Here is a 25,439-nt window from a genome sequence, read left to right as displayed (position 1 = left end):
GTTAAATCTAACACACCAATCATGCTTAAAATGTGGATTCTCGCTACAATAGATTGCGCTTTCAACAGAAATATAGCATCTTTGTTATAGGAGGGCTAATCTGTGGACAAAGAGAAAACTGGAAAGCTCATTAAAGAGGCTCGGATCCGAAAGGGTTATACACAAACTGAATTAGGAGATTTGCTGGGAGTAACTAACAAGGCTGTGTCCCGGTGGGAGAAGGGAGTTTCACATAGTTAAAGATGCAGACTACAGCCCACACTTACAGCAATATGCTTGGGTATTCTCTTAATGGTGACAATCAACGTGATTTTTCAGCTGGCATTCTGAAAAATCTGTATCCTTACTAGAGGATGAAATGAATAATATGTTAAGGGGTATTAAGCTGGCACTAATCTGGTCATGGCGGATTATGAATGATTCTTATCCGAAAAGATACCGATGATGGTAATGGACAAGCTTTATGCTAATTGAACATTTAAACCGCTGACTGAGAGTGAGAAGATTACAGCAAACTTAATTTGTTCTGCGATGTGTTAAGGAATAATATATCGTTTATGTTAAGTTAATATTTTGTTAATACAATAAAACCCCCCTACGGGGTTACAGCTAGTGTTTTGAGATTATATAATCATAATGGGCTGATTATTTATGGTCAGAGGGAGATTATATAGTGAAAAAATACGTGATTCATCGATTGATTCAACTTATACCTGTGTTGTTTGGTATTACTCTGCTTTCCTTCGCTATGATGAGAATTGCAGGAAGCGATGCAATAACTGAATTGTATGGCGATAAAGGCGCGGTTGCGCAGGAGATCATCGATGCAAAGAGGGCTGAACTGGGACTGGACAGGCCCTTTATTGAGCAGTATTTCTCGTGGCTTACCGGAATGCTTAGGGGAGATATGGGTGTCAGTTACGTGTCCGGAAAGAACGTGTTTGACACTTTTGTAGCCAAGCTTCCGGCAACGCTTCTTTTAACGTTACTGTCAATTATTGCTACAATTCTTATTTCCATTCCGCTGGGAGTATTGGCAGCGGTCAATCATGACAGAATAGTTGATTATATTCTCAGATTCTTAAGTTTTATAGGTAATTCACTTCCCAATTTCTTTGTGGCGTTACTGCTTATGCAGCTGCTTTCGATTAAACTGGGATGGCTTCCTGTTATATCCAACGGCACTACCTTAAGAAGCGCCATCATGCCGACGCTGACACTGGCCATAGCTATGTCCGCCAAGTATATGAGGCAGGTAAGGGCAACGGTTCTTGAGGAACTGAACAAAGACTACGTTACGGGAGCCAAAGCCCGTGGTGTAAGAAATCATGTAATCCTTTGGAAGAGCGTCATTAAATCATCGATGCTTACAATCATTACGCTTCTGGCACTTTCTATAGGCAGTCTTCTTGGAGGTACTGCAATAATAGAGAGCATTTTCATGTGGGACGGAGTTGGAAAGCTGGCAGTTGACTCCATTACAATGCGTGATTACCCGCTGATTCAGGCTTATGTTGTCTGGATGGCAATTATTTATGTTTGCGTAAACCTTATTACGGATCTTCTCTATCATGCCCTTGATCCACGTATAAGACTGGGGGTGAGTGAAGATGCCTGAAGTAACAGTAAGAAAACAGAAAATCAGAAAAAACTCAGTGCGAACCCGCCTGATCATATTTGGCGTGCTGGCATTACTTCTATTGCTTGCTTCCATTTTCGCAGAGTATCTGACTCCTTATGATCCATACATTCAGGATCTTAACAATGCCAAGGCAGCACCCACTCCTGCGCATTTATTTGGAACTGACCGTTATGGAAGAGATATGCTTTCAAGAGTTATCGTCGGGAGCAGAGCCAGCATTTATTCAACACTTCTTTTGGTTGCCATCATAACAGCCATTGGAACCTGCGTTGGAGTTTTCTGTGGTTGGCATGGCAAATTTATTGATGTTGTGCTCATGCGTATTTCTGATATGTTCCTGGCATTTCCGGGACTGGTTTTTGCACTTGCTGTTGCAGGTGTACTTGGCGGTGGTCTGCAAAATGCCATTATTGCCCTTGCTGCGATATCGTGGCCTAAGTATGCCAGAATAGCCAGGAGCCAGACGCTGGCGCAAAAAGAAACGCCATACCTTAAGGCGGCCAAGCTGTCAGGAAGCAGTACCGTAAAGATAATCTTTAAACATATTTTGCCCAATATTATCGGTCCCATACTTGTAACCTCCATGCTTGATATAGGAACAATGATGATGGAGCTTGCAGGACTAAGCTTTTTGGGACTTGGAGCGAAGCCTCCTACAGCTGAATGGGGTAGTATGATGAGCGATACCAGAAGCCTTCTGACAACAGCCCCATGGGTTACTCTATCACCCGGATTTGCTATTTTTATCTCCGTTATGGTCTTCAATCTTCTTGGTGATACCATCAGAGATTATGCAGACCCCAGAAGCAGGGGAGGTAGATAAATGAGTGATCCGATCTTAAGATACGAACATGTGGATATTTCTTATAACGGCATGCAGGCTGTAAGTGATATCAGCTTTTCTGTGAATCAGGGAGAGATTCTTGGTATTGTAGGAGAAAGCGGCTCAGGCAAGTCTACACTGATCAAAGCGGCTATGGGACTATTGGGAGATGCAGGCCTTGTTACCCGTGGAGATATCTATTATAAGGATATAAATCTGGCAGATCTTTCTCAGGCTGAAATACGCAAGCTAAATGGTCAGGAACTGGGGATGATATTCCAAAACTCAGGAAGTGCTTTTTGCCCAATCAGAACAGTAGGAGCTCAGTTGTATGAGAGTATGACTGAACACAAGAGCATAACTAAGGAAGAATTCAGGAAAAGAGCTATCAATGTATTCAGCAAGATAGGATTTGAGGATGGAGACAGGATACTGGAAAGTTATCCTTTTGAATTGTCGGGTGGTATGCAGCAGCGTGTCGGGATCGCAGTTGCCCTGCTTTCAAATCCCGGTATTATTTTTGCTGACGAGCCAACCTCTGCTCTTGACGTGTCTGTTCAGAAGCAGGTTGTTGACGAAATGCTTATGGCTCGGAATAACTTTGGAACAACGATTGTGCTGGTGACACATAATATCGGTGTTATAGGAGCTATGGCCGACAAGGTTCTTGTTATGAAGGATGGAAAAATGGTGGAATACGGAGATACCTCACAGGTCATCACAGATCCAAAGGAAGAATATACAAGAAAATTGATGGATGCAGTACCCAGGTTGAGGAGAGCATAGATGGATCCTATTCTAAAGGTTGATAATCTCACCAAAGTTTTTTCCGGCAATGGGAAAGACGATTTTGTGGCAGTTGATCATGCCAGCTTTGAGCTCATGAGAGGCGAGTGCCTTGGAATAATCGGTGAGAGTGGTAGCGGAAAGACAACTATCGTAAATATGATATCAAGACTTCTCGATCCGACGGAGGGCACCATTATTCTTGATAACGAGGATATTACAAAGGCGTCAGGAAGAGAGCTGCGGAAGGTTTATAAAAAGATGCAGATGGTTTTTCAGACCCCGCAAGAGTCCTTCGACCCAAGATGCAGACTTGGTGATGGCATAGGTGAGAGCCTCAGAAATAACGACTTTTCCAAAAGGGATGCCAGAAAAAGAGTTATTGAACTACTTTCTGAGTGTGGCCTGTCCGAGGAGTTTGCGGACCGTTATCCACATCAGGTCAGCGGTGGACAGTGTCAGAGGGCTGCAATAGCAAGAGCTCTTGCAATAAAGCCGAGTCTGCTTATATGCGATGAAGCTACATCAGCTCTTGATGTAACTATACAAAAAGAAATACTTGAGCTTTTGAATAAGCTCAGAATGGAGCACGGGGAGGAGCTTTCTATTTTATTTATCTGTCATGATATTGCGCTGGTTCAGCAATTCTGCGACAGGGTACTTGTTTTTTACAAGGGAAGGTTAGTAGAGCAGGGAACGCCGGATGAGATAATCCGGAACCCGAAGGATGCGTATACAAGACGACTTATTGATAGCGTTTTGTAAATATTATGAAAAAGTGAAGAAAGGAAGAAAGGATGAAAAAAACTTTATCTGTGTTTTTGACACTGACACTGACTATGACAATGCTCATTGGCTGTGGCAAGAGCACCCCAACGGCTGTGGAGAGCACTACTTCCACTGACACAAATGCTCAGACAGAGGTGGCAGCAGATACCTCTGCAAACACTTCAGAGACGACATCTGATGTTGCCAAGACTATGGTCATAGGTGACACAACATTTAACGCTGAGAACTGGGAGGAGACGATAGATCCTCACAGGACCTACAATGGATGGCCATGCATTCGTTATGGTGTAGGCGAGACACTGGTACACTATACCGATACCATGGAGCTTGAGCCCTGGCTTGCTACTGCATGGGAAAACGATGGAAATCTCACCTGGACCATCACACTCAGGGATGGAGTAAAGTTTTCCAGTGGACGTGATATGGATGCAGAAGCTGTAAAGCAGTGCTTTGAACACCTTCTTGAGAACCACGATCGTGCACCCAGTGATACAAAGATCGCTGACATTAAGGCAGAGGGACAGATTCTTACAATCACAACATCAGAACCTAATCCTGCACTTATGAACTATCTTGGTGATCCTTACGGATGTATCATTGATGTTGATGCTTCTGATTTTGATGCCGGAGTGGCTGTTGGAACCGGCCCTTATGTTGCTGTGGATATGGTAACAGATGATCACCTCACACTTGAACCCAACCAGTATTATTGGAATGGAACGCCTAAGCTCAGTCAGCTTACCATCCGTACTCTTTCAGATGGTGACACACTTTCTGCAGCTCTTCAGGCAGGTGATATTGATGCTGCTTATGGTATGGCTTATGAGGCATATCCTAATTTCGAAAATGGTAATTATCAGTTCTCAAGTATCCAGACATCAAGAGCTTTCTTTGGCTCAATGAACATGACAAGTGACATTATAAAGGATGATGCGGTAAGAAAAGCAATCGCAATGGGCATCAACAAGCAGGGCTTTGTTGACAATCTGCTTGACGGACACGGTGTTGTAGGCCATGGTGCTTTCCCTGATGGTTTCTCAACCTTCGGTGGTGATAAGATCACAACAGAAGATTATGATCCAGAAGGAGCAAAAGCTGTGCTTGAGAAAGCCGGCTGGGTTGATTCTGACGGAGATGGCATTCGTGAAAAGAATGGTACAAAGCTTACTATTAGATGGCTCACATATCCTAGCCGCCAGGAGCTTCCGCTTCTTGCAGAGTCAGCACAGGCTTCTCTTAAGGATATTGGAATAGAGGTTGATATCAACTGTACAGCGAACAGGCGTGAATTCCTTGCAGATATGACAAGCTGGGATATCTACGCATCTGCACTTGTAACAGCACCTTCAGGAGATCCTCAGTACTTCTTTACAACAAGCTGCCTGCCGGAAATGAGCTATAATTTCGGTGCATATGAGAATAAAGAAGTAAGTGCTATGATCGAAGAGCTTTCAACAGAGTTTGATACTGCGAAGCGTGCTCAGCTTGCAATTGATCTTCAGCAGGCAATTCTTGACGAAAATGCTTATGTATTCTGCTCATTCCTTCAGATGAACATGATATCCAAGTCAAACGTTACAGGATGGACAGCACATGCATGTGACTACTATGAAGTAACAGCAGACCTTGATATTAACTAATGATGGTTTGAAAAACAGGGGATAGCATTTGCCATCCTCTGTTTTTTCTATTAAAATTTGCAATGTTTATGCGATTTGTGATAGACAGGAAACTGTATATATGAGTGAATTAGAAAAAATCTCTTTTGAAGAAGAATCAGAGGAGATCAAGGATAAAGTAATATCATATTGGACAAAAAGGTCTGAGAGCTTTTCGGAGCAGAGGCATGACGAGATCCACAGCTATAAGAGGCAGCTCTGGCAGGCGGAGTTTTTGAGATACTTTTCTAAAGAGGACAAGCTTTCTGTCTTGGATGTGGGTTGCGGAACAGGATATTTTGAAATGGTTCTGTCTGATTTTGCCTGCCAGGTGACAGGGATTGACCTTACTCCGGACATGATAGAACGGGGCAGGGATCTTTTGAAAAGGCATGACTCTAGCGCTAAACTCATGGTCATGGACGCGGAACACCCTGATTTTCCGGATGAGAGCTTTGACGTAGTAGTCAGCAGGAATCTCACCTGGACTCTGCCACATCCGATAGAAGCTTATAAGGAATGGCAGAGGGTTCTAAAGCCCGGGGGAATTTTGCTGATTTATGACGCGGAATATGCCAAGGGGTTCCATCATTACAATCAGGAGGATAACCTGGCCCACAAAAAGGTCAGCGAATCAATGGACAGAGAGTGCCATGAGATCTATCACATGCTCACTATCAGTTCACTGGACAGACCACAGTGGGATAAGGAAGTTCTTGCAGGGCTTGGTTTCGAGAATATAGAAACTGACCTTGGCGCAGGGGACAGGCTCTACGGCGAGAAGGATGAGTTCTATATGCCGGATCGGATGTTCCTTATAAAGGCACAGAAGTCTGGGGAGAATTGATATTGCCTGTGCTAAATGGCATGGATGAATATTAAAATCGGAAGAGGTATATAGATATGAGACGCGGAATAGATACAACAGATATGATGGTATACGGGCATGAGGCCTGGATCGTAACAGATAAATCAGTATATGAGCTGGGAGAAGAAGTCTGCGGAATAATGAGGTGGGGCCACAATATGAGACCTGACGGGTTCTTCCGCCTTGATGAGATAAGGGCCTTTGCCACAGATGAAAAGGGCAACAGGATTGCTATCACCCCTGTAAAGGGCCCGGTTGATGAGCAGGGAGATTACTATGAGCTTCGTTTTACTCCCACATCTACGGGGATTTATACTCTGATGTGCATCTACGACAACAACTATGTAAGGAATGAGAAGGACGAGTATTTTGAAGGCGACAGGCGAACATACCCTGACATCCTTGAAGCCAAGAACTATCCACAGATTTACGAGACCTGCATCACTGTAGGAGAGAAGAGCGGCACAATAGATTTCATCCACGAGTCCAGAGTGAGCTTCATTCCTGACCCCTGGGAGAGCGACACAGATGTGCTTCATCTCACACTGATCTTTGACAAGTTCCCTGTTAAGAGTGCTTCCTGCATCGTAGTCCACTACGATGGAAAAGAGTATTTTGAAAGATTTTTGAATACTGATGAGAATGGAAAGATCTTCTTTAACGTTGAGAAAAAGGGAATCTACATGGCAGTAACAAGAAAAGATCTTGATGAAGGTATCGAAGGTATTTACGAGGGCAAGGGAGTTGCCTCAACCTTCACTTATGTAAAAAGGTAAAAATCTAAAAGGATGCAGTCAGCCTGCATCCTTTTGTATTACACCGTATGTTACCATCGGACCATCCTTGATGATGCTTAAGGATGCTGTCTGATAGGTAAGAACACCGTCGTTTTCCGCGATGGCAGTGTGGATCGTCTTTCCAAAATAGTCCCGGATTTCTCCGAGCTTTTCTCCCTTTTTAAACTTATCGCCAACTTTTTTGTAAGGATACCAGCAGCCGGTACATGGGGCGATGTCGCTTAATTCCCGAAGCTCTGTCTTTGGGTATGTCTTATATTCTCCTTCAAGTAATCCTAAGCATCTCAGAATATTGTAAACATCCTCTTTGTCGGCCTGGACTTCTTCGGGAGGGCAAAGACTGAGCTGCCCACGCTCTATAAGCACGCTGGGGATTCCTGCCATGGAAGCCAGGTTGTAGGCACCACCGGTAGTACAGGTGGATCTTACATAGTAGGAAGTGTTGATACAGTCTATCATCTCTTTTGACACTTTATGTGCAGGAGCTTCTCCGACATAGTATGCGTAGGGGATGAGAGCCTCGTATCCGTCTCCGCTGTGGAGGTCAATGTAGGCATCCACATTCTTGATAAAAGTCTCAAACAGAAGATGAGCAAGGCGATCTGCTTCAGTACCTTCCTTGTCTCCCGGGAAAACCCTGTTCAGGTTCTTGCCATCTTCAAATACTAAAGACATGGTTCTGTTCTCGAACCCGGACCTGTTGGCCAGGGGGATTATGATCACATTGCCGGTAAGGTCAGCAGGAGCTATCTCATTGGAGAGCTCTATGGCTGCCTGTATCCCTACGTATTCAGCATTGTGTATCCCGGCGGTAATAAGGACCGTCTTACCCGGTTTTTCACCGCAGATTATGACGTGGGGGATATGTATCTCTGTCCCGACAACGTGAATGTGGTCCTTTATGGTTTTGCCCGGCTCAAGAGTATGGCCGGCGATGGTAATGTTATTCATGCTGATACCTCTTTTCATTGGCAAGGTTAGCATGACAAAGACCTCTTCACAAGCCCCTAGGGGGGATATTTGAGTGCGGAAACTATTTATGGCAGCCTGTTCATGTTGTTCTCAAAGAAATCCACACAGATATCAGCCATTTGTTTTTCATCCTCCTTCATCCCATCCCTGAACCAGCTGATTAGTATTTGGAAAAATGCAGCTTCGGAGGCGATTCTGATATAATTGATCTCCGTATCCGCTGTAGGATAAAGAAGCTTTGAAATTGATTTGCCGGAAAAAAGCTCACTCTGCAGGATTCCGGCCTGGTCAAACAGGGCGAGTATATCCTTATCCTCGCGGACAGTACGGAATACATCTTCAAACCACTGGTGTGGGTTCGCATGCAATTCCGGTTTTGAACTAATGTCTGCTATGCGCCTTATCATTTTATCGCCAAGCTCATGTAAAATATCTTGTTTATCAGTATAGTTGCGATAGAATGCCGTTCTGGATACTCCGGCACGGCGCACGATATCACTGACTGTAATCTTTTCGTACGGATGCTCACTCATGAGATGCATAAGTGAAAGCTGCAGACACTCTCTTGTCAGCTGATTGGACTCTTTGTTATTCATTCTCAGAACTTCTTTTTTCTGCATTTCTGTTAATAAATCTTTTGAATTTTTCACTTTTCCCCCTTTGACGTTACAAAAAAAACAAGTATGTAACATCATTTCACGTAAACGTATTATTGTAATGTCCGATGCTATGGGCATTGTAGCTTTTATACTGTGGTGTTACACTTGTAACAACAGAACAATTATAACATCACATGAGGAGGTATAACAAGTATGGAATTGGCAAAAAACATTTCTCACAAAGTACAAAGGCAGGCGTTCAGTATGCTTATAGACAAGTTTCTTGCAAACCTCGATAAATCAGAGAACAGAACAGCAACTTATCTAAAACTGGTAGATCAGGCAGAAAAATTCTGGGGAAAAGATGGAGCCAGGAAAGAAAGCCTTGATAAGGTAAGGAATGCATTTAAGAATCCTGATAACAGATGGGTGAAATTCCTGAACCAAGTAATAGATGAGACAGATCCTCATGTTGCAAAGATGATGATGCTCAATCTCGGCTATGAGGCATTTTTCAGAGGTACAAAAATGATCAGAGCGAATAGGGAAAAGTACGGATGTAATATCCCCTGGCTTATTCTCTTTGACCCTACAAGTGCTTGTAACATGCACTGTGCCGGATGTTGGTCAGGTACTTATGGCCCTAAGCACAATCTGTCTTTTGAAGATATGGACAAGATCGTTACTCAGGGAAAAGAGTTGGGAATATATCTTTACATGATGACAGGAGGAGAGCCTCTTGTAAGGAAGAAAGATATATTGAAACTGGCTGAAAAGCACAATGATGTTGAGTTTTCTATCTATACCAACTCAACACTTGTTGACGAGGATTTCTGTAAAGAAGTTGTAAGACTTGGAAATCTCACATTCCAGCTTTCTATTGAGGGAACTCCTGAGACTAATGACGCAAGGCGTGGTCTGGGACATTATGATGCTGTAATGAATGCCATGGATCTGTTCAAGAAGTATGGAATTGTCTATGGAACTTCTATCTGCTACACAAGACAGAATATTGAAGCAGTCACAGATCCTGAGTTTATAAAGTTTATATCCGAAAAAGGTGCAAGATTCGGATTCTTCTTCCACTATATGCCGGTTGGAAATAACGCTGTTCCTGAGCTTATGCCTACTGTAGAACAGAGAAGGAAAATGGTGGATCAGATACGATTCCTTAGAAGCGATAAGTGTGACATTGGCTTCTTCCCTATGGACTTCCAGAACGATGGGGAAGCTGTTGGCGGCTGCATAGCCGGAGGAAGAAACTACTTCCATATCAATTCAAATGGAGATGCTGAGCCTTGCGTATTTATCCACTTCTCCAATGCAAATATACATACTCATTCAATACTTGGGATACTTCAAAGCCCTCTTTTCATGGAGTATCACAAAGGTCAGCCGTTTAATAAGAACCATTTAAGACCTTGCCCTATGCTTGAAAACCCTAAGCTTTTAAGGGAGATGGTTGAAAGATCCGGTGCCCATGGCACAAACGAAGAATCAGAGGAAACCGTTGAACATCTTTGTGCTAAATGCGATAATTACGCTAAAGAGTGGGGGGCTGTTGCAGATGATATCTGGGCTGGTCAGAAACATTATAAGAAGGCGTATGAGAATTATGCTAAAAAGGACGAAAAGCCTCTAAATATCGTTGCGTTTAGGCACAGACCCAGACATCAATGGTCTATACATAAAAGAGCGTAAAAATATCATGTATTTGGTAAATAATAAAACCTTACACAAAAAGAGTAGCAAAACTTTATATGGAATAATGCGATACAGTATCGCAGGCATGAGCGGAACGGCTGTTGAATGGGGACTCTTTTTCTTATTGAATCAATTGCTGAAGATATATTATCCAATCGCCGCAATAATTGCACTCCTGTTTTCGACCCTTGTGAATTGGTGTGTTGGCAGGATGATACTCTTTAAGGCATCTGGAAACAATAAGCGTGAGATACTGCTTGTTTACCTTGCATGTTTCAGCGGGCTTTTTCTTAACCTTATCATTATGTGGCTGCTGATAAACAAATTTTCAATCGGAGAAATGCTAGCAAAGATGATGGCATCAGTCATAGTATTTGGGTGGAATTATCTGTTTCGTACAAGGATTATTTATAGACATCATCCTTGAGATGTGACCTAATAAGAGGCAGCCATTGCCCCCCACAAAAATATATACTTCTGGCAACACTCATAAGTTCTCAATGCACAAAGATGGAAAGAAGATAGATCTTTTTGGTTTTCATGTAAATCATGATAGACCTGTCCAGGAATCCTTGATATAATAGTTGTTGGGTTACGTTAGTTAATTAACAAACAATATAATAAAGGAGGTTTTTTCTTATGGCACGTTTCACACTACCGAGGGATATCTACCACGGAAAGGGCGCTCTTGAGGCGCTTAAGACACTTGAGGGAAAAAGGGCTATCGTATGCGTTGGCGGAAGCTCAATGAAAAAGGGCGGATTCCTTCAGAAGGTAGAAGATTACCTTAAGGAAGCTGGTATGGAAGTTGAGTTGTTTGAGGGTATCGAGCCAGACCCTTCAGTTGAGACAGTTATGAAGGGCGCCGAGGCTATGCAGAAGTTCCAGCCTGACTGGATTGTAGCAATCGGCGGCGGATCACCTATCGACGCAGCTAAGGCTATGTGGATCAAGTACGAGTATCCTGAGACAACCTTCGAAGACATGTGCAAGGTATTTGGCCTGCCTAAGCTTCGCACAAAGGCTCATTTCTGCGCTATTCCTTCAACATCAGGAACAGCTACAGAGGTTACAGCTTTCTCAATCATCACAGATTACAGCAAGGGAATCAAATATCCTATAGCTGATTTTGAGATCACACCTGATGTTGCTATCGTTGATCCTGAGCTTACACATACAATGCCTGTTAAGCTTGTTGCTCACACTGGTATGGATGCCATCACACATGCTATCGAGGCATATGTTTCAACAGCTAACTGCAATTACACCGATGGCCTTGCAATCCACGCTATCGAGATGATTCAGGCTAATCTTGTTAAGTCTTATAACGGTGATATGGATTCAAGAGATGCTATGCACGATGCGCAGTGTCTTGCAGGAATGGCTTTTTCAAATGCTCTTCTTGGAATCGTTCATTCAATGGCACACAAGACCGGTGCTGCATTTGCAGATAAGGGTGCACACATCATCCACGGCGCAGCTAATGCTATGTACCTTCCTAAGGTTATTGCATTTAATGCTAAGGATCCTACAGCCAAGAAGCGCTACGGCGTGATCGCTGATTACATGAATCTTGGTGGATCAAGTGACGACGAGAAGGTTAAGCTTCTTATCGATTACCTCCGCAAGATGAATGATGATCTCAACATTCCTCATTGCATCAAGAACTACGGAGCAGACGGACTTCCTGCAGATCAGGGCTTCGTTGCTGAGGATGTATTCCTTGAAAGACTTCACGACATTGCAGCTAATGCAATTCTTGATGCCTGCACAGGATCTAACCCTCGTCAGCCTAGTCAGGAAGAGATGGAGAAGCTCCTTAAGTGCTGTTACTACGATACAGAAGTTGATTTCTGATAATAGAAGAATTTTGAATTCAATCTGAAAGAATAGCTGGCATAAAAAGAGACTAAGTTGTAACAACCCCCTAGGGGGCTTAAAACGATGAATAAAGTATGCTAATCTATTTTTTGCCAAGGTGACGCATATTCATACCGAAGGTTTACTTTTCCCATAATTGGGGGTAAATATTTGGTATGTATATGCGTTTTCTATGCGTAAGAAAGATTATGACCAAAAGGTGTGATAGACATGAAACATTCTAAATACTTTGTGGTAATAACAGGTGCCAGTTCAGGAATAGGCATGGAGTTCGCCAAAAGATTTGCGAAAGAAGGATATTCCCTTGTGCTTGTGGCAAGGCGTGAAAACAGATTGCTGGAATTATCCAAGCAACTGGAAAAGGTGATGGATAGTGATGCCAAATGCCTGGTTATTCCAAAGGATCTGGGCGATATTCAGCAGTGTAAAGAGCTTGCAGACAGACTGGAGAAAGAACCTGTCTCCATTTTTATAAATAACGCAGGATTCGGCGATTGTGGAAAGTTTACAGAGACAGATCTAAATAAGGACCTGGATATGATAGACCTGAACATAAAGGCAATGCATTATTTTACAAAAAGGATGCTGCGTAAATTCAGTGATCAGGGCGGAGGATATCTTCTCAATGTTGCCAGCTCGGCAGGATTAATACCGGCTGGACCGTTTATGGCAACCTATTATGCAACGAAGTCATATGTTGTCAGCCTTACAAGGGCAATAGCAAGAGAACTGTCTGAGACGGGAAGTAAAATCTATATCGGATGCCTTTGCCCGGGACCTGTGGACACCGAGTTCAACGAAAATGCTAACGTTGAATTTGCATTGAAAGGGATTACGGCTGAGTACTGTGCAAATTATGCTGTGGATATGATGAAAAAGCGAAAAGTAGTCATTATTCCTACAGCGCTGATGAAAGTAGCAATAAGTGCGGGACGTTTTATCCCGCAAAATCTTTATATCGCTAGTGTTTCAAGACAACAAAAGAAAAAAATGAAGTGAGGAGCGACTAAAATGGAAAACTATCTGATTTTGAAGGATCTTGCCATTATTATTCTTGTGGCTAAGTTTATGTCCATCATAGCCAAGAGGTTCAAAGCACCTGGCGTTGTAGGTGAGATTCTGGCAGGACTTATTCTTGGGCCATGTCTGTTAAACATAGTAGCGCCAAGTGAATTTACTGCTCAAATGGCTGAAATAGGCGTAGTTCTTATCATGTTCTCAGCCGGTCTTGAAACCAACATCAAAGAGCTTAAAAAATCAGGCTTAAAGGCACTTCTCATAGCCTGTGCCGGCGTGTTTGTACCACTGGTGGGTGGAGCAGTAATGTTCATGGCAATTCATGGGTTTACTCCTTATGGAACAGAGAATTTCTTTAAAGCTCTTTTCATCGGATGTATCATGACAGCCACCTCTGTCGGTATCACAGTAGAAACGCTTAAAGAGCTTGGATATCTTAACGGACATGTGGGACAGACCATCTTAAGTGCGGCGATCATTGACGATGTTATCGGTATCATTGTTCTTACAGTTGTCCTTGGAATGAAAGATCCCAGCAGCAATGTAGCTATTGTTCTCGGAAAGACAGCTCTTTTCCTGGTGTTATCAGTGATTGTGGGATACGTTACCTATCGTGTTGTAAAAGTACTTGATGCTAAATTCCCTCATACAAGAAGGATCCCAATCATTGGTCTTGGACTATGTTTTATCATGGCCTATGCTGCTGAACATTATTTCGGCATAGCTGATATTACAGGAGCTTACATAGCCGGAATTATTCTTTGCAATATCCATGATGCTCCTTATATCGATGAAAAGATAAATATCAATAGTTATATGATCTTTGCGCCAATCTTTTTTGTTAGCATCGGTCTTAAGACTGATTTCAGCCAGGTGCACGCTGACATGGTAGTGTTCTCTGTTGCATTTGTGCTGGTCGCTATGCTGACCAAGATCATAGGATGCGGACTCACATCAAAAGCATTGAAGTTTAAGTGGATCGACTGCCTTAAGATCGGAGTCGGAATGATGACCCGCGGTGAAGTTGCTCTGATCATCACTAATAAGGGTCTCAACATGAATATTATTGATTCTTCTTACTTCACAGCAGTTATTCTTTTGATAATCATTTCCAGTATATCGGTACCGCTTATTCTTAAGTTCCTGTACCATAAGGCACCGGATCCTGCCTGAGTTATAAATAAGTTGGATACTTACACCAAAATCAACCATTTGCTTTTTCATAATACTTGAAAAGAATGGTGGACAGGTTGATCGTTGCGAACTATGAGATTGTGGTGCTGTTGGGGAATCTTATTGAATATACTAAAGGGACTTCGCAGTTGTGAAACTCTGCGATAGTCCCTTTAGTACGAGTTAGAAAAATCTCATGAACTGAATGTATTTCTGATTGTCTTCTGGAGAAAACCTGTCATCAAATTCCTTGAAGTTTTGTCTTTTATAGAATGATGTTAATTCAGGTTTGTCTTCGCAGTCAAGATAAACGATTCCGCCGCCAATCTGACGTTGGATATTAACAAGGACATCTGTAGCCAGCTTCATAAGGTCTGCTCCGTCGATTCTGTCAGCTTCATCCAGTGCATAGTTTTTGCCAAACTGAGCAAGAAGGAATGATGAGGCCATGTAATTGCCGGTGGATACGTCCATACGGGAATATCTTGCCAGCTTTTTTCTGGATGTGGCGGAGAGGTTCTCACCGTTAATAATTATTGATTTATGTGTTAATGTAAAATATCCAAGAATATTTCCTGTGTCATCATCATTTACAAGGTATGTGATTGACAGTTTACCTGTGGCAAAACTTATTGCCTTATTACGGATAAAGTCTTCAATTTCAGGATTCTTGGGCGATGAAAAGGTGGCAAGCTTGTGTTCGATAACATCGCTGCCACCCAAATCAATAAGATCAAGTATGTTAAATACTACAAGAGACATTCAGTTTACAGCTTCCTTTTTCCACATATCAAGGATGTGAGATATCTTTTTTGGATCAGACTCAACTTTTGTAACTGGTGTTTTCTCGTTCCTTTTATACGGATCAGCTATAGATGCTTCTATCGCCGAAATAAAAGCATCAGCTTTTTTAGGGTCATTTATAACCACGTTATGAAAAATGCTTGATGTAGCCATATCAGCACCTCCTCCATTTATTTTATCGGTTCATTTACCTACTTACTCAACTTTATTGTAGTCAAAAACTAAAGAAAGTTCAAACTATATTTTCGCTCTGAGACAATGCTAGCTCAGCTCTTATCGGCTGGCATATAGGCTCTTATTCCGTTATATAGTAGCTGTACGATCAGATTGATGGCTATAAGATTTACAGGTAGCAGTATTTTGATTTCGTCAGCCAAGAATATTGTAACCAGGAGCGTAAACGTCGTAATCAGTACCGATATATTATCAAAGATTTTCTTTTTATACCAGGTGGCATATCCGCTTATCAGAACGATTAGTACTATTCCGGTTATGATAATAATCGATGCAGATACCAGGGACGCTATCAGCTGATGGATTATATTCCTGATAACAGGATTGGTTATTGCATCGCATATCTCTGCGGCTGATTCACCGGATTCTGTTATCTTAGTCAGGTAGCTTACTGCGATGTTCCTAACGTTTTCGAGAAAATCCATGAAGTCCGCCACGAAGGCGGTAGACTTCATGGCGGATAGCAGGGTCACGAGAGCGGCGTAGATAATGCTTAGGGTAAGATCAGATTTTAGAGCTTTGTTCTCGGCGTTAATGGGGAAAAAGTATGAAGCGAGTATTGTTGGCAATTACCATATTATCATTGAGCATAGGATTGATTGGATGCGGAAAGAATTTTTCACTATCAGCAAATTCTTCTGAAGATGAACAGATTCAATGTCCTAAAGTTTACAAATGTTCATTTGTATCATTGACAGAAGAATATGATGAGGAGGAGGAAGAGTGGTATCTGGATTCCAGAATATTCAGGCACACCATGAAATATGACCTAAATGATTTCTATAGGCGTAATGACAATTATGAAGCTATATATCGCACTTATAAGAACGTTCAAAGAAACAGAGATAATTATATGATTAGCTGCGTGAGTAAAAGCCTGGATATTCTTAGAGAAGAAGCTGCTCTAAACGAGCACTACCACTTTATTGTGCTTGATCTTGTAGATGAGGATAGACTGCCTGACGAGGGAAAACAGTATAAAACGCTTGTTTTTGATGTTGAAACCGGGGATTATTGGGCAGGAGATAGCAGCGCTTCATTGTATTTACATGGGAAGTGCATCGATGAAGAGTATAGTGCCGATTCGGATCTGATAGAGTATGTCGAAGGAAAATGGCTGGTTCCAGAATACAGGACTTTTTATGAATACTTATGTTCTATGGACTGGCTGCAGGATGTAAAATCAGAAGATCTATGATCTATAAGCCCGTACTTGGGAAGACAGGGAACCTTCAGTAATTGTTTGCTGAAGGTTCTTATTGTATAGCAGAGCATGGAGAAATAAGAGAAACTCAAAAATAATTACCAAGGGCTGTAACGTTTTGCATTTTAGATTGTCATATATACAGGAGGAGAAAAAGCGATGGATATCGAGAGCATATATGACGAGTATTTCTCGGTTGTATATAAGTATATTATGACCATCTCCAGAAATCAGACTGTGGCAGAGGATATTACGCAGGAGACGTTCTTTAAGGCAATGGAAAAGATAGATGGTTTCCGCGGTGACTCGAGTATAAAAGTATGGCTGTGCCAGATTGCTAAGAATACATATTTGAATTATACAAAGGCCAACGCAAGACTTGAGGAATTGCCGGATGAATATGGAGAACCTGTAACTTCAATAGAAGAGGGGATTCTTTTCAGAGCAGATTCGAAAAGAGCGCATCATATTATCCATAATATGAAAGAACCATACAAAGAAGTATTCTCACTGAGGACTTTTGGAGAGTTGCCGTTTTCTGATATTGGAGAATTATTTGGTAAAACAGAAAGCTGGGCACGTGTCACTTATCATAGGGCAAGGCTGATTATTAAGGAGAAAATGCAGAAATGGGAAAAATAACCTGTAACGTTGTAAGAGATCTTATTCCACTGTATGTGGACGATGTACTTTCGAATGACAGTAAAGAAATAGTCGAAAATCATATAGCTGAATGTGAAGGCTGTAAGAAATACTATAGTCAGCTTAAAGATGGGGCTACACTTACTGCTGAAAGATCCCGGCATGATCAGAAAATAATAAAATCTATAAGAAAGGAAATACGTAGAAAACGAAATATAGCAGTTGGTGTTGCAGTCATAATAGTCACACTCATTGCCGTTGTGGCACTGTTCAGCACTGTTGACGCTATGAAACAGGATATGGTTTCAGGAGAGTTTTCTGATAAAACTGGGGCGTCAGCTGAAGTTGTCGAATTGCATAATAAAGAGATAGAATTGAAAAAGCAGATTAAGGCTCTGGATAATGATAATATTACTAATATACGGTTGGATATGGCTTGCAATGCTAATGATAATAGTATAAACGAAGCATGCATTTATATTGTTAGTAAAGCCGACATTGAAGATGCTGAGATGAAAAGCAGGATCAGAGAAATTGCTGCACAATGCCTGGAAATAGAGACTACAAATATCGAAGTTATATATGGGGTAGCTGAGTAAATTATTGGCAATGTTTTATGTAAAGGGTACTGCGACATATGCTTATTGGCTATGTAGAATACATTTTTTATTCGGTAATGCTTTCGAAGGGGTGCTGATCACAGTTGGAGCAAGTGTCTTTTCACTTTTGATGGGGGTTCTTGGTGAGATTCTTGATTATAGATGGCGCGTCACAATTGGCGGGGCAATTGCTATGTTTTCCAGTTGGCTACTGATCTGGAGCAGGCGTAAAGATATTCGTATGATATATGAACCAGATGATAGCGAGCTTAATTCAGTTAGTTGTTGAGATTTGAAAAAGTTTACCTCAACTTTACCCCAAGTTTACCCTGATATTACCCCAAGTTTACCCCTCGCGTCACTTTTCAATCGATTTTAGGCATGATATTATTATAATGCGCCAAGTGATACGGATTACAAAATGAAGTCCGAACCACGAGGCGTTTTTCTTTTGCAAAAGAATATGTTTTATGTTCCAGCACTGTGTTGTGACGAATGCGTCATGACCGGTGCTTTTTTCGTGTCAAAAATTATTTGAAAAGAGAGAGGAAAACAACATGGATTTTGAAACATTTAAGGACAATCTGGTAAGGGACGTTAAGGAAGCGCTTGATGCAAGAAACGGTGGAGACACACTGGTAGAGACCAGAACTGTAGATAAGATGAACGAGACCTACGAGGCAATCACTGTAAAGCCGGAGGACAGCATCATCGGAGTAAATCTTAACGCAACAGCTCTTTACAAGGAGTATGAGGACGGAAGATCTTACGATTCTATTGTAGAGGGAGCTGCTGATATGGCGGACAACGCTCTTAAGTCCAGACCTGAGTTTGATGTGGATGCATTCAGTGATTACAGCAAGATGAAGGATTCACTTGCCATGGAGGTTGTTTCCAAAGACAGAAATGCGGACCTGCTTGAGACTGTTCCTCATAAGGATATTGAGGACATGTCAGTGGTTTATCGCTTCGTGATCGGAGATACAGCCCAGGGCACAGGAACAATCCTTGTGACAAATCAGATGATTGATAATTACGGAATCACTGCAGACCAGCTCCATGAGGATGCTGTGAAGAATGCTCCTGAGATCAGACCTCTTGTTATCGAGGGCATGGCAGAAGTACTTGCCAAGCAGATGGGAGTTGAGGACCTTGAGATGCTTGGTCTTAACATTCCACCTGAGCAGGAGCAGATGTTTGTTGCATCTGTAGAAGGAAACGTTCACGGAGCCGGAGTTCTGGCTTATGAGGATTTCATGGACAAGGCTTCTGAAAGAGTTGGAGGTCAGAATGCACTGGCCTTCGTTGGCAGGACATCGATCTGAAAGAGGGATGGATAGATGTTAATCATACACTGTCGTACTACCCTCAGAAGGGTTCACGCACATCAAAGCTAAGGATCTCAACACCTAAGACCAAAGCAGGTTGTAGAATAATCCCTATGATGGATGCTGTTAAAGAAGCATTCCAATTTGAAAAGGAAAACCAACTTGCAGGCAAGGGGTACAATCAGACTGTAGTAGACGGATATTCGGGATTTATTTTCCAAAACAAGTATGGCTCAGTAATGAGCGCTGCCTCAGTTAATAAAGCAATTAAAAGAATCTACAATGATTACAATCATGAGGAAGAGATTGATGCTGTTAGGGAAGATAGGGAACCGATAATACTTCCGCATTTCACATGCCACTATCTGAGACGTACGTTTGCTACAAGGCTCTGTGAGGTGGAGGACAATCCAAAAGTGATCCAGGCAGTGATGGGACACAGACAGATTTCTACTACATATGAAATCTATGCTGATTCGTCAGATCGGAGAAACAAAGAATCAATCAATAAGCTTGCAGCAAAGCTTAATGGCGTTTTCTAAAATGGTACTCCGAAAAGAATTTTTCTGACAAACCAAAATTGACAAAACAACATTCTGACAAACGAGCATAATTATTCAAAGGAAAAGCGCAAAAGTCTACGGAAAGTATACGCTGAAACAAGTACGAAATATCGTGACTGATACAGCCTTTGACAAACAGCTGACAAATCTGTGGGGAAGTCAAATGAACGTAGATGTTCTCAAATGCGTAACCCCAAAAGTACAGTAATGAAGATAGATGCTCGTATATGATCTCAAATGCTTCCAGATGCTTAAGCGGTCGAAAAAATCCCGACTCTGAAGTCTTCAAAATAATTGATAAATCTACTATTGATTAGGATATGCGTAGATGGTTGGAAAACCTTCTTGTGCAAATTTTCGGGCGCCCTCGTGGCGCCCGTATTCTTGATTATCAGGCGCGCCTGTATTTCTGGCAGTACTTGCGCTCGTATTCTTGATTCAGGGGGCTGTTCCCCGCGCCACACTTCTGATTCGTGGCTCCACTCATCGTTCTGATGCGTGGAAATTTACATTATTGGATTAAGGCAAACAATATATAACTCAATTGTAAATTGAACCTACTATTATTAATACTGTCAGAAAGCCCCTCTGGTGTGTTAAAAGAATTGATTTTATATAAGTTTTTACATAAGAATAATCCTGAATTAATAATGACATCTTAGAACCACTCAAAAAACGCTGTGAGATATTTTTTGAAGTGCAAGCGCATGGAAATATAACAATGTTATGATGAAAAACATTACTAATAGAGAAGAAGGAAAAGGTTTTATGAGGCTCCCAAGTGGTATAATGTATTTTGACGCGGTTGTATAGTTGGTGAAGGAAGCATAATGTCACGCTATAGAAGACTTATGTTAAGCGATGGTGGAGGAGTGTTTTCTACTTCGCAACAAGATGAACAGAATAATTGTGGAGCGATTGGTCTTGGTATCACAGGAATAGAACCCAGAATGGAATCTGCAGGTAAGTATGTACCCTTATATCAGGCTTTCGTTACTTATATTGGTTTGTCTAAAGAAGAGAAAAAGAGATTATTGGGTTGACAGAGGAAAGAGTGAATGATCTCACAAATTGGAGAGATGTGATTAATGATAGCTGTGACAAGCTATCGGTAACTTTCAGCGATAGGTATCTTGAGGTGATGAAACAACAGGCGATGAAGTTGACTGAGGCAACAGAAATAATTGTCTCTTTTCTTGAGGAATTTAGAGAAGGTATAGATGAGTTTAGACATGTCTACGGAAGTGTTGTAACCCAAGAGTTTACAGAGGATTAATAATGATAAAGCATGTGAAAGCTAAGACTATTGATGATTTTTTTGTCGGTCTTAATGATAGACCGGAACGCGGCGTATATTTTTATCGGATCAATGGATATAATGAGGAAATGGATCGGTTTATCCATAAGTATTTCATGGCAGCCCAGAAAAACGGCATAATAATAGAAGGCAAAATACAGAATCCCGATGATAAAAGCCTTGCCTATTACACGGAGACTATGGGAAGAGATTTTCAGATGAGCCCGGCTTTTATTTCGCCTGCTCTTAAGAAGTGGATGCCAAGGTTAAGCGATATTCAGGCAGGAACTATTGCGGAGGCGATATTTGAGTGCTTGAATGAACTTCGTTTTCAGGGGAAGAATGATAATATTTTAAAGAATGCATTCATCAAATTTATGTGCTGGTTATACTATAAGTTTGAGGGCGTAGTTTCCAAGATTGGAAATGCTGCAGTGCCCAAAGTATTATATGAAGGCGATGTTAGTAATTATGAATTAATGTTTTTTTCAATTCTGTCAAAAGCGGGCTGTGATGTTCTGCTCCTTCAATATAACGGGGACTCGAATTATCTGAAGATTGATCCTGATTCAGTGTACTCTGACGTGATTCTGGGGAATGGACTGACTAAGTTTCCTGAAAATTATAGCCTGAAACGTGTAAGAGAAGAAGTGCTGGAACAGGGGCGCATAGACAGATTATATGGCGAAGCTCCTGCATTTCATAATTGTACAAATACATGGATCTCTAATGAAAATGTGTTTGAGGCAGCGCTGATTTCTCCAAGCGGGAGAGGGAACGATGGCGCGTGTTTTTACAATATCTTTTCCGTGGTTTATGGAGCTGGTGATGGTTGTACATATCTGAATGAGCTATACAACCTCTACAAAGGGTTAAAAGATAGCGGAAGAGCAGTCACGGTAGTGGAAGATGGGATTCCGGTACCGACTATAGATGAAATAGCCAAGGTTCAAAGAAAAAGTTCATATACAAGACAGGAAGATCTGCTGCAGGATCTGGTCCAGAATATCAGATTTGCCCAGAGTGCGGAACTTCAGAGGATTGTCACAAAAGCTTTTTTGGATATCATGATCATGGAGTCTGGAATGGAGAACATGAATCTGAATAAGCTTTTAGGCAAAGGAGTCTATCTGATCTGTTGGATAAATCGCTATATTTTCAGCTTGTTTTCCAATTGGAAAATGCCAAATATCAATTCATTTCTATACCTTGGCGGCTGCACAAAGGAGAATGAAGCTCTGTTTTTGAGGATGCTGTCTCGTTTGCCGCTAGACACAATAATTTTTGTTCCAAATCTGAATGATGAGTGTATTGTTGAAGACCCGGCACTTTTGGAAATTAAAAAGCCTGTGAGTATGGAGGTAAAAAGATTCCCTGTTGACACAACCCTGTTCCAGGTGGGCACATCGGCCTATCAGGCAGAACGTGAGCTGGATGTACTGATGTACAGGGATTCAGGCATGTACAGAAATCAGCAGTATGGAAAGGCCAATGCCATTATTCTTCGAACAATGTATGAAGAGATACCCTTGCTGTGGAATGAAGAGGAGAAGTACAGACAGGGTTTTGCAGTAAATGATGATGTGGTGGATATTCCTGTCATATTCGCAAAAGTATCAGGGGTAAAAAATGCTGATATAAATAAGTATTGGAGCAGCATTAAAGAACTGACCGGAGACGATGTTTTTTTGATCCAAAACGTTCCTTTTATAGAGCATAATGCACCAAATCTTCTCAAATCTGTTGCTACAGAGTTCTTAAGAAACGGCAAGCTTCAGAAAGAGAAGATTAAGAACTATAAAAATTACCCGTATGGTTTCCTCAGGGAAGAGATGCAGGAGCATTTGCTGAACAAGTTACAGTTACTTATTGACCGCAAGATTCTGAAGGGGACTGGTGAAAATGGTACAGAGTATACAACAGTTGCCACTGTACTGAATCTTGACAAGGAATTGCTGCGGATTATACACAAATTTGATTTTACAAAAAAGAATCCCAAACTGATCTATATCAATGTCGGTGAAACAGTGATCAGCCTTGAGGACTCCATCCTCATCGCCTTTTTGAGCATGGTGGGATTTGACGTTTTGATGTTTGTGCCGACGGGATATCAGACTGTTGAAAAGTTTTTTAATGTTAAAATGTTTGAGGAGCACCAGATAGGAGAATATCTGTATGATCTGTCGGTTCCCGATATTGAATCTGCACAGCACAAGAATGGTACGTTTTGGATAAATCGCATATTTAAAAAGGGTTAACTCGCTATGGATGAGATGTTGCTTGCGCAAAATTACGATATAATGGAAGACAGACGACGCCTGAGCAGCGAATTCGAAAGATCGGATGAGCTTGAAACAATGACTTCTGAGATAGAGGTTTTCAATCTTAAATCGATCACCTTATACGGAGCTAAGGCGGCAGAAGCAATTTCCAAGTCTTCTGATAATATCTTAAAAAGCCTGGGATCCTCCACTGTAGGTGTTCCAAGTGAACTGTTTAAGACTCTGGCCGGAATAATGTCCCGTTTTGATATATCGGAGATAAAAGAAGACCATAGTTTTTTAACAAAGATATTTGGTAATGGTTCGAATAAAATCGAAAAGCTGCTGGCAAAGTATTATGGCCTGGGAGATGAAGTGGACAGGATATACGTTCAGCTCAGGCAATATGAAAAAGAAATACAGCGCGCAAACCGGTTGCTGGATGATCTGTTTGAGGCCAATGTGCAGAGCTATCACCAGCTGGTGAAATATGTCCTGGCCGGTGAGCAGGGATGCAAAGAACTTGAAGCGGTAATTGGCGAGAAAGAAGCGGAGCTGCGGCAGACAGGAAATGAAGCAATACAGTTTGATATCGCAAGTTTAAAAACTGCTCTGAACATGCTGGAACGCAGGATTCATGATCTGCGGCTGACTGAGACGGTGGCTTTGCAATCGATCCCTATGATAAAGACGATGCAGCTCAATAATTCCAACCTGATCAAAAAGATCGATGCGGCTTTTATCGTTACTCTTCCGGTATTCAAACAGTCGCTTACACAGGCTATCATGTTAAAGAAAAATAGAATACAGTCTGATGCAATGCAAAGGCTGGAGAAAAAAGCCAGGGAGATGGCGAAGAACAATCCCTCGGGACTGTCACAGAATGCTCGCGACATGAATGTTGAAAGAATGAATGTTAAAAATCTGGATGCGCTTGAAAGCTCCTGGAAGACAATAACGACGGGAATAAGTGAGACGGAAGAACTTCAGAACAGCCTGGCTGAGAAAAGGCTGGAAGATAAAAATAAGCTGGAATTTATAAAATCAGAGTATAATAAAGAAGTAATGAGTGAACAAACACTTCAATGAAGGAGGATTTAAAATGAGCATAAGTTTAAGTAAGGGGCAAAAGGTTGATCTGACAAAAAGTAATCCGGGTCTGTCAAGAATCATGGTAGGACTGGGATGGGATGTCAATTCGTTTGATACCGGTGCAGGGTTTGATCTGGATGCAGAGGCATTTATGACAGGTGCCAATGGTCTGTGTCCTTCCGGAAATGAGTTTATCTTCTATGGTAACCTCTCACATTCAAGCGGTTCGGTTACTCACATGGGAGACAATCTGACCGGTGAGGGTGAAGGCGATGATGAGCAGATCATGATCGATCTGAGCAAAATTCCGGCTAATATAGAGAAGGTGGCATTCTCAGTTACTATCTATGAGGCTGAGGAGAGAAGGCAGAATTTCGGACAGGTATCCAACTCTTTTATTCGTATCGTAGATCAGACAACTAATACTGAGCTCATCAGATATGATCTGGGAGAAGAGTTTTCTATAGAAACAGCTGTTGTTGTCGGAGAGTTATACAGATACAACGGCGGATGGAAGTTCAATGCGATAGGAAGCGGATTCCAGGGCGGATTGTCAGCGCTGTGTGCTCATTACGGCATAGATGCAAACTGATAACTGATCATGAATATTTATGAACGGTAAAGGCCAGGGAGATAAACTCTCTGGCTTTTTTTATTGGAAGATGTTTTTTGCCATTGTGCAATTGTTACAACTAAAATCATGAAT

The 25,439-nt window shown here is 41.7% G+C and carries 28 protein-coding genes; 23 read left to right on the top strand and 5 right to left on the bottom strand.

Going from position 1 to position 25,439, the window contains the following annotated elements:
* Positions 1–102 precede the first annotated feature (102 nt).
* From G589_RS0113705 to G589_RS0113670, 8 genes are all read left to right on the top strand, one after another.
* Positions 103–240 (top strand): helix-turn-helix transcriptional regulator, encoded by a 138-nt coding sequence (locus G589_RS0113705; protein WP_022766307.1) that lies wholly within the window; start codon positions 103–105, stop codon positions 238–240.
* Positions 241–673: 433 nt separating this feature from the next.
* Complete coding sequence (gene nikB, locus G589_RS0113700) at positions 674–1,618, top strand: nickel ABC transporter permease (protein ID WP_022766308.1); 945 nt, start codon at positions 674–676, stop codon at positions 1,616–1,618.
* The gene (gene nikC, locus G589_RS0113695) at positions 1,611–2,465 is read left to right on the top strand and encodes a nickel transporter permease (protein WP_022766309.1); all 855 of its coding nucleotides are present in this window, start codon (positions 1,611–1,613) and stop codon (positions 2,463–2,465) included. The genes nikB and nikC overlap by 8 nt, the downstream gene beginning before the upstream one ends.
* Positions 2,466–3,251 (top strand): ABC transporter ATP-binding protein, encoded by a 786-nt coding sequence (locus G589_RS0113690; RefSeq protein WP_022766310.1) that lies wholly within the window; start codon positions 2,466–2,468, stop codon positions 3,249–3,251.
* Positions 3,252–4,016 carry an ABC transporter ATP-binding protein gene (locus G589_RS0113685; protein ID WP_022766311.1) on the top strand — a complete coding sequence of 255 codons (765 nt, stop codon included), beginning with the start codon at positions 3,252–3,254 and terminating at the stop codon, positions 4,014–4,016. It abuts the gene before it with no gap.
* Positions 4,017–4,048: 32 nt separating this feature from the next.
* On the top strand, positions 4,049–5,680 hold the full coding sequence (locus G589_RS0113680) for an ABC transporter substrate-binding protein (RefSeq protein WP_022766312.1): 1,632 nt from the start codon (positions 4,049–4,051) through the stop codon (positions 5,678–5,680).
* Between the two features lie 28 nt (positions 5,681–5,708).
* Positions 5,709–6,545: a class I SAM-dependent methyltransferase gene (locus G589_RS0113675; RefSeq protein WP_255344700.1), complete on the top strand. Its 837-nt coding sequence runs from the start codon at positions 5,709–5,711 to the stop codon at positions 6,543–6,545.
* 56 nt (positions 6,546–6,601) lie between these two features.
* Positions 6,602–7,342, top strand: coding sequence for a DUF4198 domain-containing protein (locus G589_RS0113670; protein WP_022766314.1), 741 nt, complete (start codon positions 6,602–6,604; stop codon positions 7,340–7,342).
* 18 nt (positions 7,343–7,360) lie between these two features.
* Here G589_RS0113670 and G589_RS0113665 read toward each other — a convergent pair whose 3' ends face one another.
* Together G589_RS0113665 and G589_RS0113660 are read right to left on the bottom strand one after the other, a co-directional pair.
* Positions 7,361–8,314 (bottom strand): M14 family metallopeptidase, encoded by a 954-nt coding sequence (locus G589_RS0113665; RefSeq protein WP_022766315.1) that lies wholly within the window; start codon positions 8,312–8,314, stop codon positions 7,361–7,363.
* An 86-nt stretch (positions 8,315–8,400) separates the two neighbouring features.
* Positions 8,401–8,985, bottom strand: a complete 585-nt coding sequence (locus G589_RS0113660) for a TetR/AcrR family transcriptional regulator (protein WP_026509191.1) — start codon at positions 8,983–8,985, stop codon at positions 8,401–8,403.
* Positions 8,986–9,147: 162 nt separating this feature from the next.
* On the opposite strand from G589_RS0113660, the gene G589_RS0113655 reads away from it, so the two are divergent.
* The 5 genes from G589_RS0113655 (at position 9,148) to G589_RS0113635 (ending at position 14,709) form a co-directional block, all read left to right on the top strand.
* The gene (locus G589_RS0113655; protein WP_022766317.1) at positions 9,148–10,635 is read left to right on the top strand and encodes a radical SAM protein; all 1,488 of its coding nucleotides are present in this window, start codon (positions 9,148–9,150) and stop codon (positions 10,633–10,635) included.
* Positions 10,636–10,642: 7 nt separating this feature from the next.
* The gene (locus G589_RS22490) at positions 10,643–11,065 is read left to right on the top strand and encodes a GtrA family protein (protein WP_026509192.1); all 423 of its coding nucleotides are present in this window, start codon (positions 10,643–10,645) and stop codon (positions 11,063–11,065) included.
* A 212-nt stretch (positions 11,066–11,277) separates the two neighbouring features.
* Positions 11,278–12,495 carry an iron-containing alcohol dehydrogenase gene (locus tag G589_RS0113645; protein ID WP_026522538.1) on the top strand — a complete coding sequence of 406 codons (1,218 nt, stop codon included), beginning with the start codon at positions 11,278–11,280 and terminating at the stop codon, positions 12,493–12,495.
* Positions 12,496–12,729: 234 nt separating this feature from the next.
* A complete protein-coding gene (locus G589_RS0113640; RefSeq protein ID WP_026522537.1) occupies positions 12,730–13,518 on the top strand; it encodes an SDR family NAD(P)-dependent oxidoreductase in 789 nt (262 codons plus the stop codon).
* A gap of 12 nt (positions 13,519–13,530) precedes the next feature.
* Positions 13,531–14,709 carry a cation:proton antiporter gene (locus tag G589_RS0113635; protein WP_026522536.1) on the top strand — a complete coding sequence of 393 codons (1,179 nt, stop codon included), beginning with the start codon at positions 13,531–13,533 and terminating at the stop codon, positions 14,707–14,709.
* 183 nt (positions 14,710–14,892) lie between these two features.
* Here the strand turns inward: G589_RS0113635 and G589_RS20040 are convergent, their stop codons facing one another.
* The 3 genes from G589_RS20040 to G589_RS0113620 all read right to left on the bottom strand — a co-directional run bounded on the left by G589_RS20040 (position 14,893) and on the right by G589_RS0113620 (position 16,316).
* On the bottom strand, positions 14,893–15,471 hold the full coding sequence (locus G589_RS20040; protein WP_051192398.1) for a hypothetical protein: 579 nt from the start codon (positions 15,469–15,471) through the stop codon (positions 14,893–14,895).
* Positions 15,472–15,666, bottom strand: a complete 195-nt coding sequence (locus G589_RS20035; RefSeq protein WP_035776149.1) for a hypothetical protein — start codon at positions 15,664–15,666, stop codon at positions 15,472–15,474.
* Positions 15,667–15,779: 113 nt separating this feature from the next.
* A complete protein-coding gene (locus G589_RS0113620) occupies positions 15,780–16,316 on the bottom strand; it encodes a DUF6040 family protein (protein ID WP_255344699.1) in 537 nt (178 codons plus the stop codon).
* Between G589_RS0113620 and G589_RS0113615 the strand changes: the two genes are divergently transcribed.
* The 10 genes from G589_RS0113615 (at position 16,295) to G589_RS0113565 (ending at position 25,325) form a co-directional block, all read left to right on the top strand.
* Positions 16,295–16,945 (top strand): hypothetical protein, encoded by a 651-nt coding sequence (locus tag G589_RS0113615; RefSeq protein ID WP_155832552.1) that lies wholly within the window; start codon positions 16,295–16,297, stop codon positions 16,943–16,945. The two genes, G589_RS0113620 and G589_RS0113615, sit on opposite strands and share 22 nt — an antisense overlap.
* Positions 16,946–17,110: 165 nt before the next feature.
* The gene (locus tag G589_RS0113610) at positions 17,111–17,593 is read left to right on the top strand and encodes an RNA polymerase sigma factor (protein WP_026522533.1); all 483 of its coding nucleotides are present in this window, start codon (positions 17,111–17,113) and stop codon (positions 17,591–17,593) included.
* Positions 17,581–18,192, top strand: coding sequence for a zf-HC2 domain-containing protein (locus G589_RS0113605; RefSeq protein WP_026522532.1), 612 nt, complete (start codon positions 17,581–17,583; stop codon positions 18,190–18,192). Before G589_RS0113610 ends, G589_RS0113605 begins: the two co-directional genes overlap by 13 nt.
* A gap of 557 nt (positions 18,193–18,749) precedes the next feature.
* Positions 18,750–19,517 (top strand): DUF5688 family protein, encoded by a 768-nt coding sequence (locus G589_RS21305; protein ID WP_051192397.1) that lies wholly within the window; start codon positions 18,750–18,752, stop codon positions 19,515–19,517.
* Positions 19,508–20,062, top strand: coding sequence for a tyrosine-type recombinase/integrase (locus tag G589_RS20030; protein WP_081669055.1), 555 nt, complete (start codon positions 19,508–19,510; stop codon positions 20,060–20,062). Before G589_RS21305 ends, G589_RS20030 begins: the two co-directional genes overlap by 10 nt.
* Before the next feature lie 851 nt (positions 20,063–20,913).
* A complete protein-coding gene (locus tag G589_RS0113585) occupies positions 20,914–21,126 on the top strand; it encodes a hypothetical protein (protein WP_026522529.1) in 213 nt (70 codons plus the stop codon).
* Complete coding sequence (locus G589_RS0113580) at positions 21,123–21,359, top strand: hypothetical protein (protein ID WP_026522528.1); 237 nt, start codon at positions 21,123–21,125, stop codon at positions 21,357–21,359. The genes G589_RS0113585 and G589_RS0113580 overlap by 4 nt, the downstream gene beginning before the upstream one ends.
* Positions 21,360–21,361: 2 nt before the next feature.
* On the top strand, positions 21,362–23,638 hold the full coding sequence (locus G589_RS0113575) for a YceG family protein (protein WP_026522527.1): 2,277 nt from the start codon (positions 21,362–21,364) through the stop codon (positions 23,636–23,638).
* Between the two features lie 6 nt (positions 23,639–23,644).
* A complete protein-coding gene (locus tag G589_RS20025; RefSeq protein WP_051192396.1) occupies positions 23,645–24,730 on the top strand; it encodes a toxic anion resistance protein in 1,086 nt (361 codons plus the stop codon).
* Positions 24,731–24,743: 13 nt separating this feature from the next.
* Positions 24,744–25,325, top strand: coding sequence for a TerD family protein (locus G589_RS0113565; protein WP_026522526.1), 582 nt, complete (start codon positions 24,744–24,746; stop codon positions 25,323–25,325).
* Positions 25,326–25,439 lie beyond the last annotated feature (114 nt).

It is taken from the genome of Butyrivibrio sp. VCB2001 (assembly GCF_000423965.1).
Taxonomy (GTDB): Bacteria; Bacillota; Clostridia; order Lachnospirales; family Lachnospiraceae; genus Butyrivibrio.
Note: the sequence above shows the minus strand (reverse complement) of the source record. Positions and strands in the feature narration are given on the sequence as shown.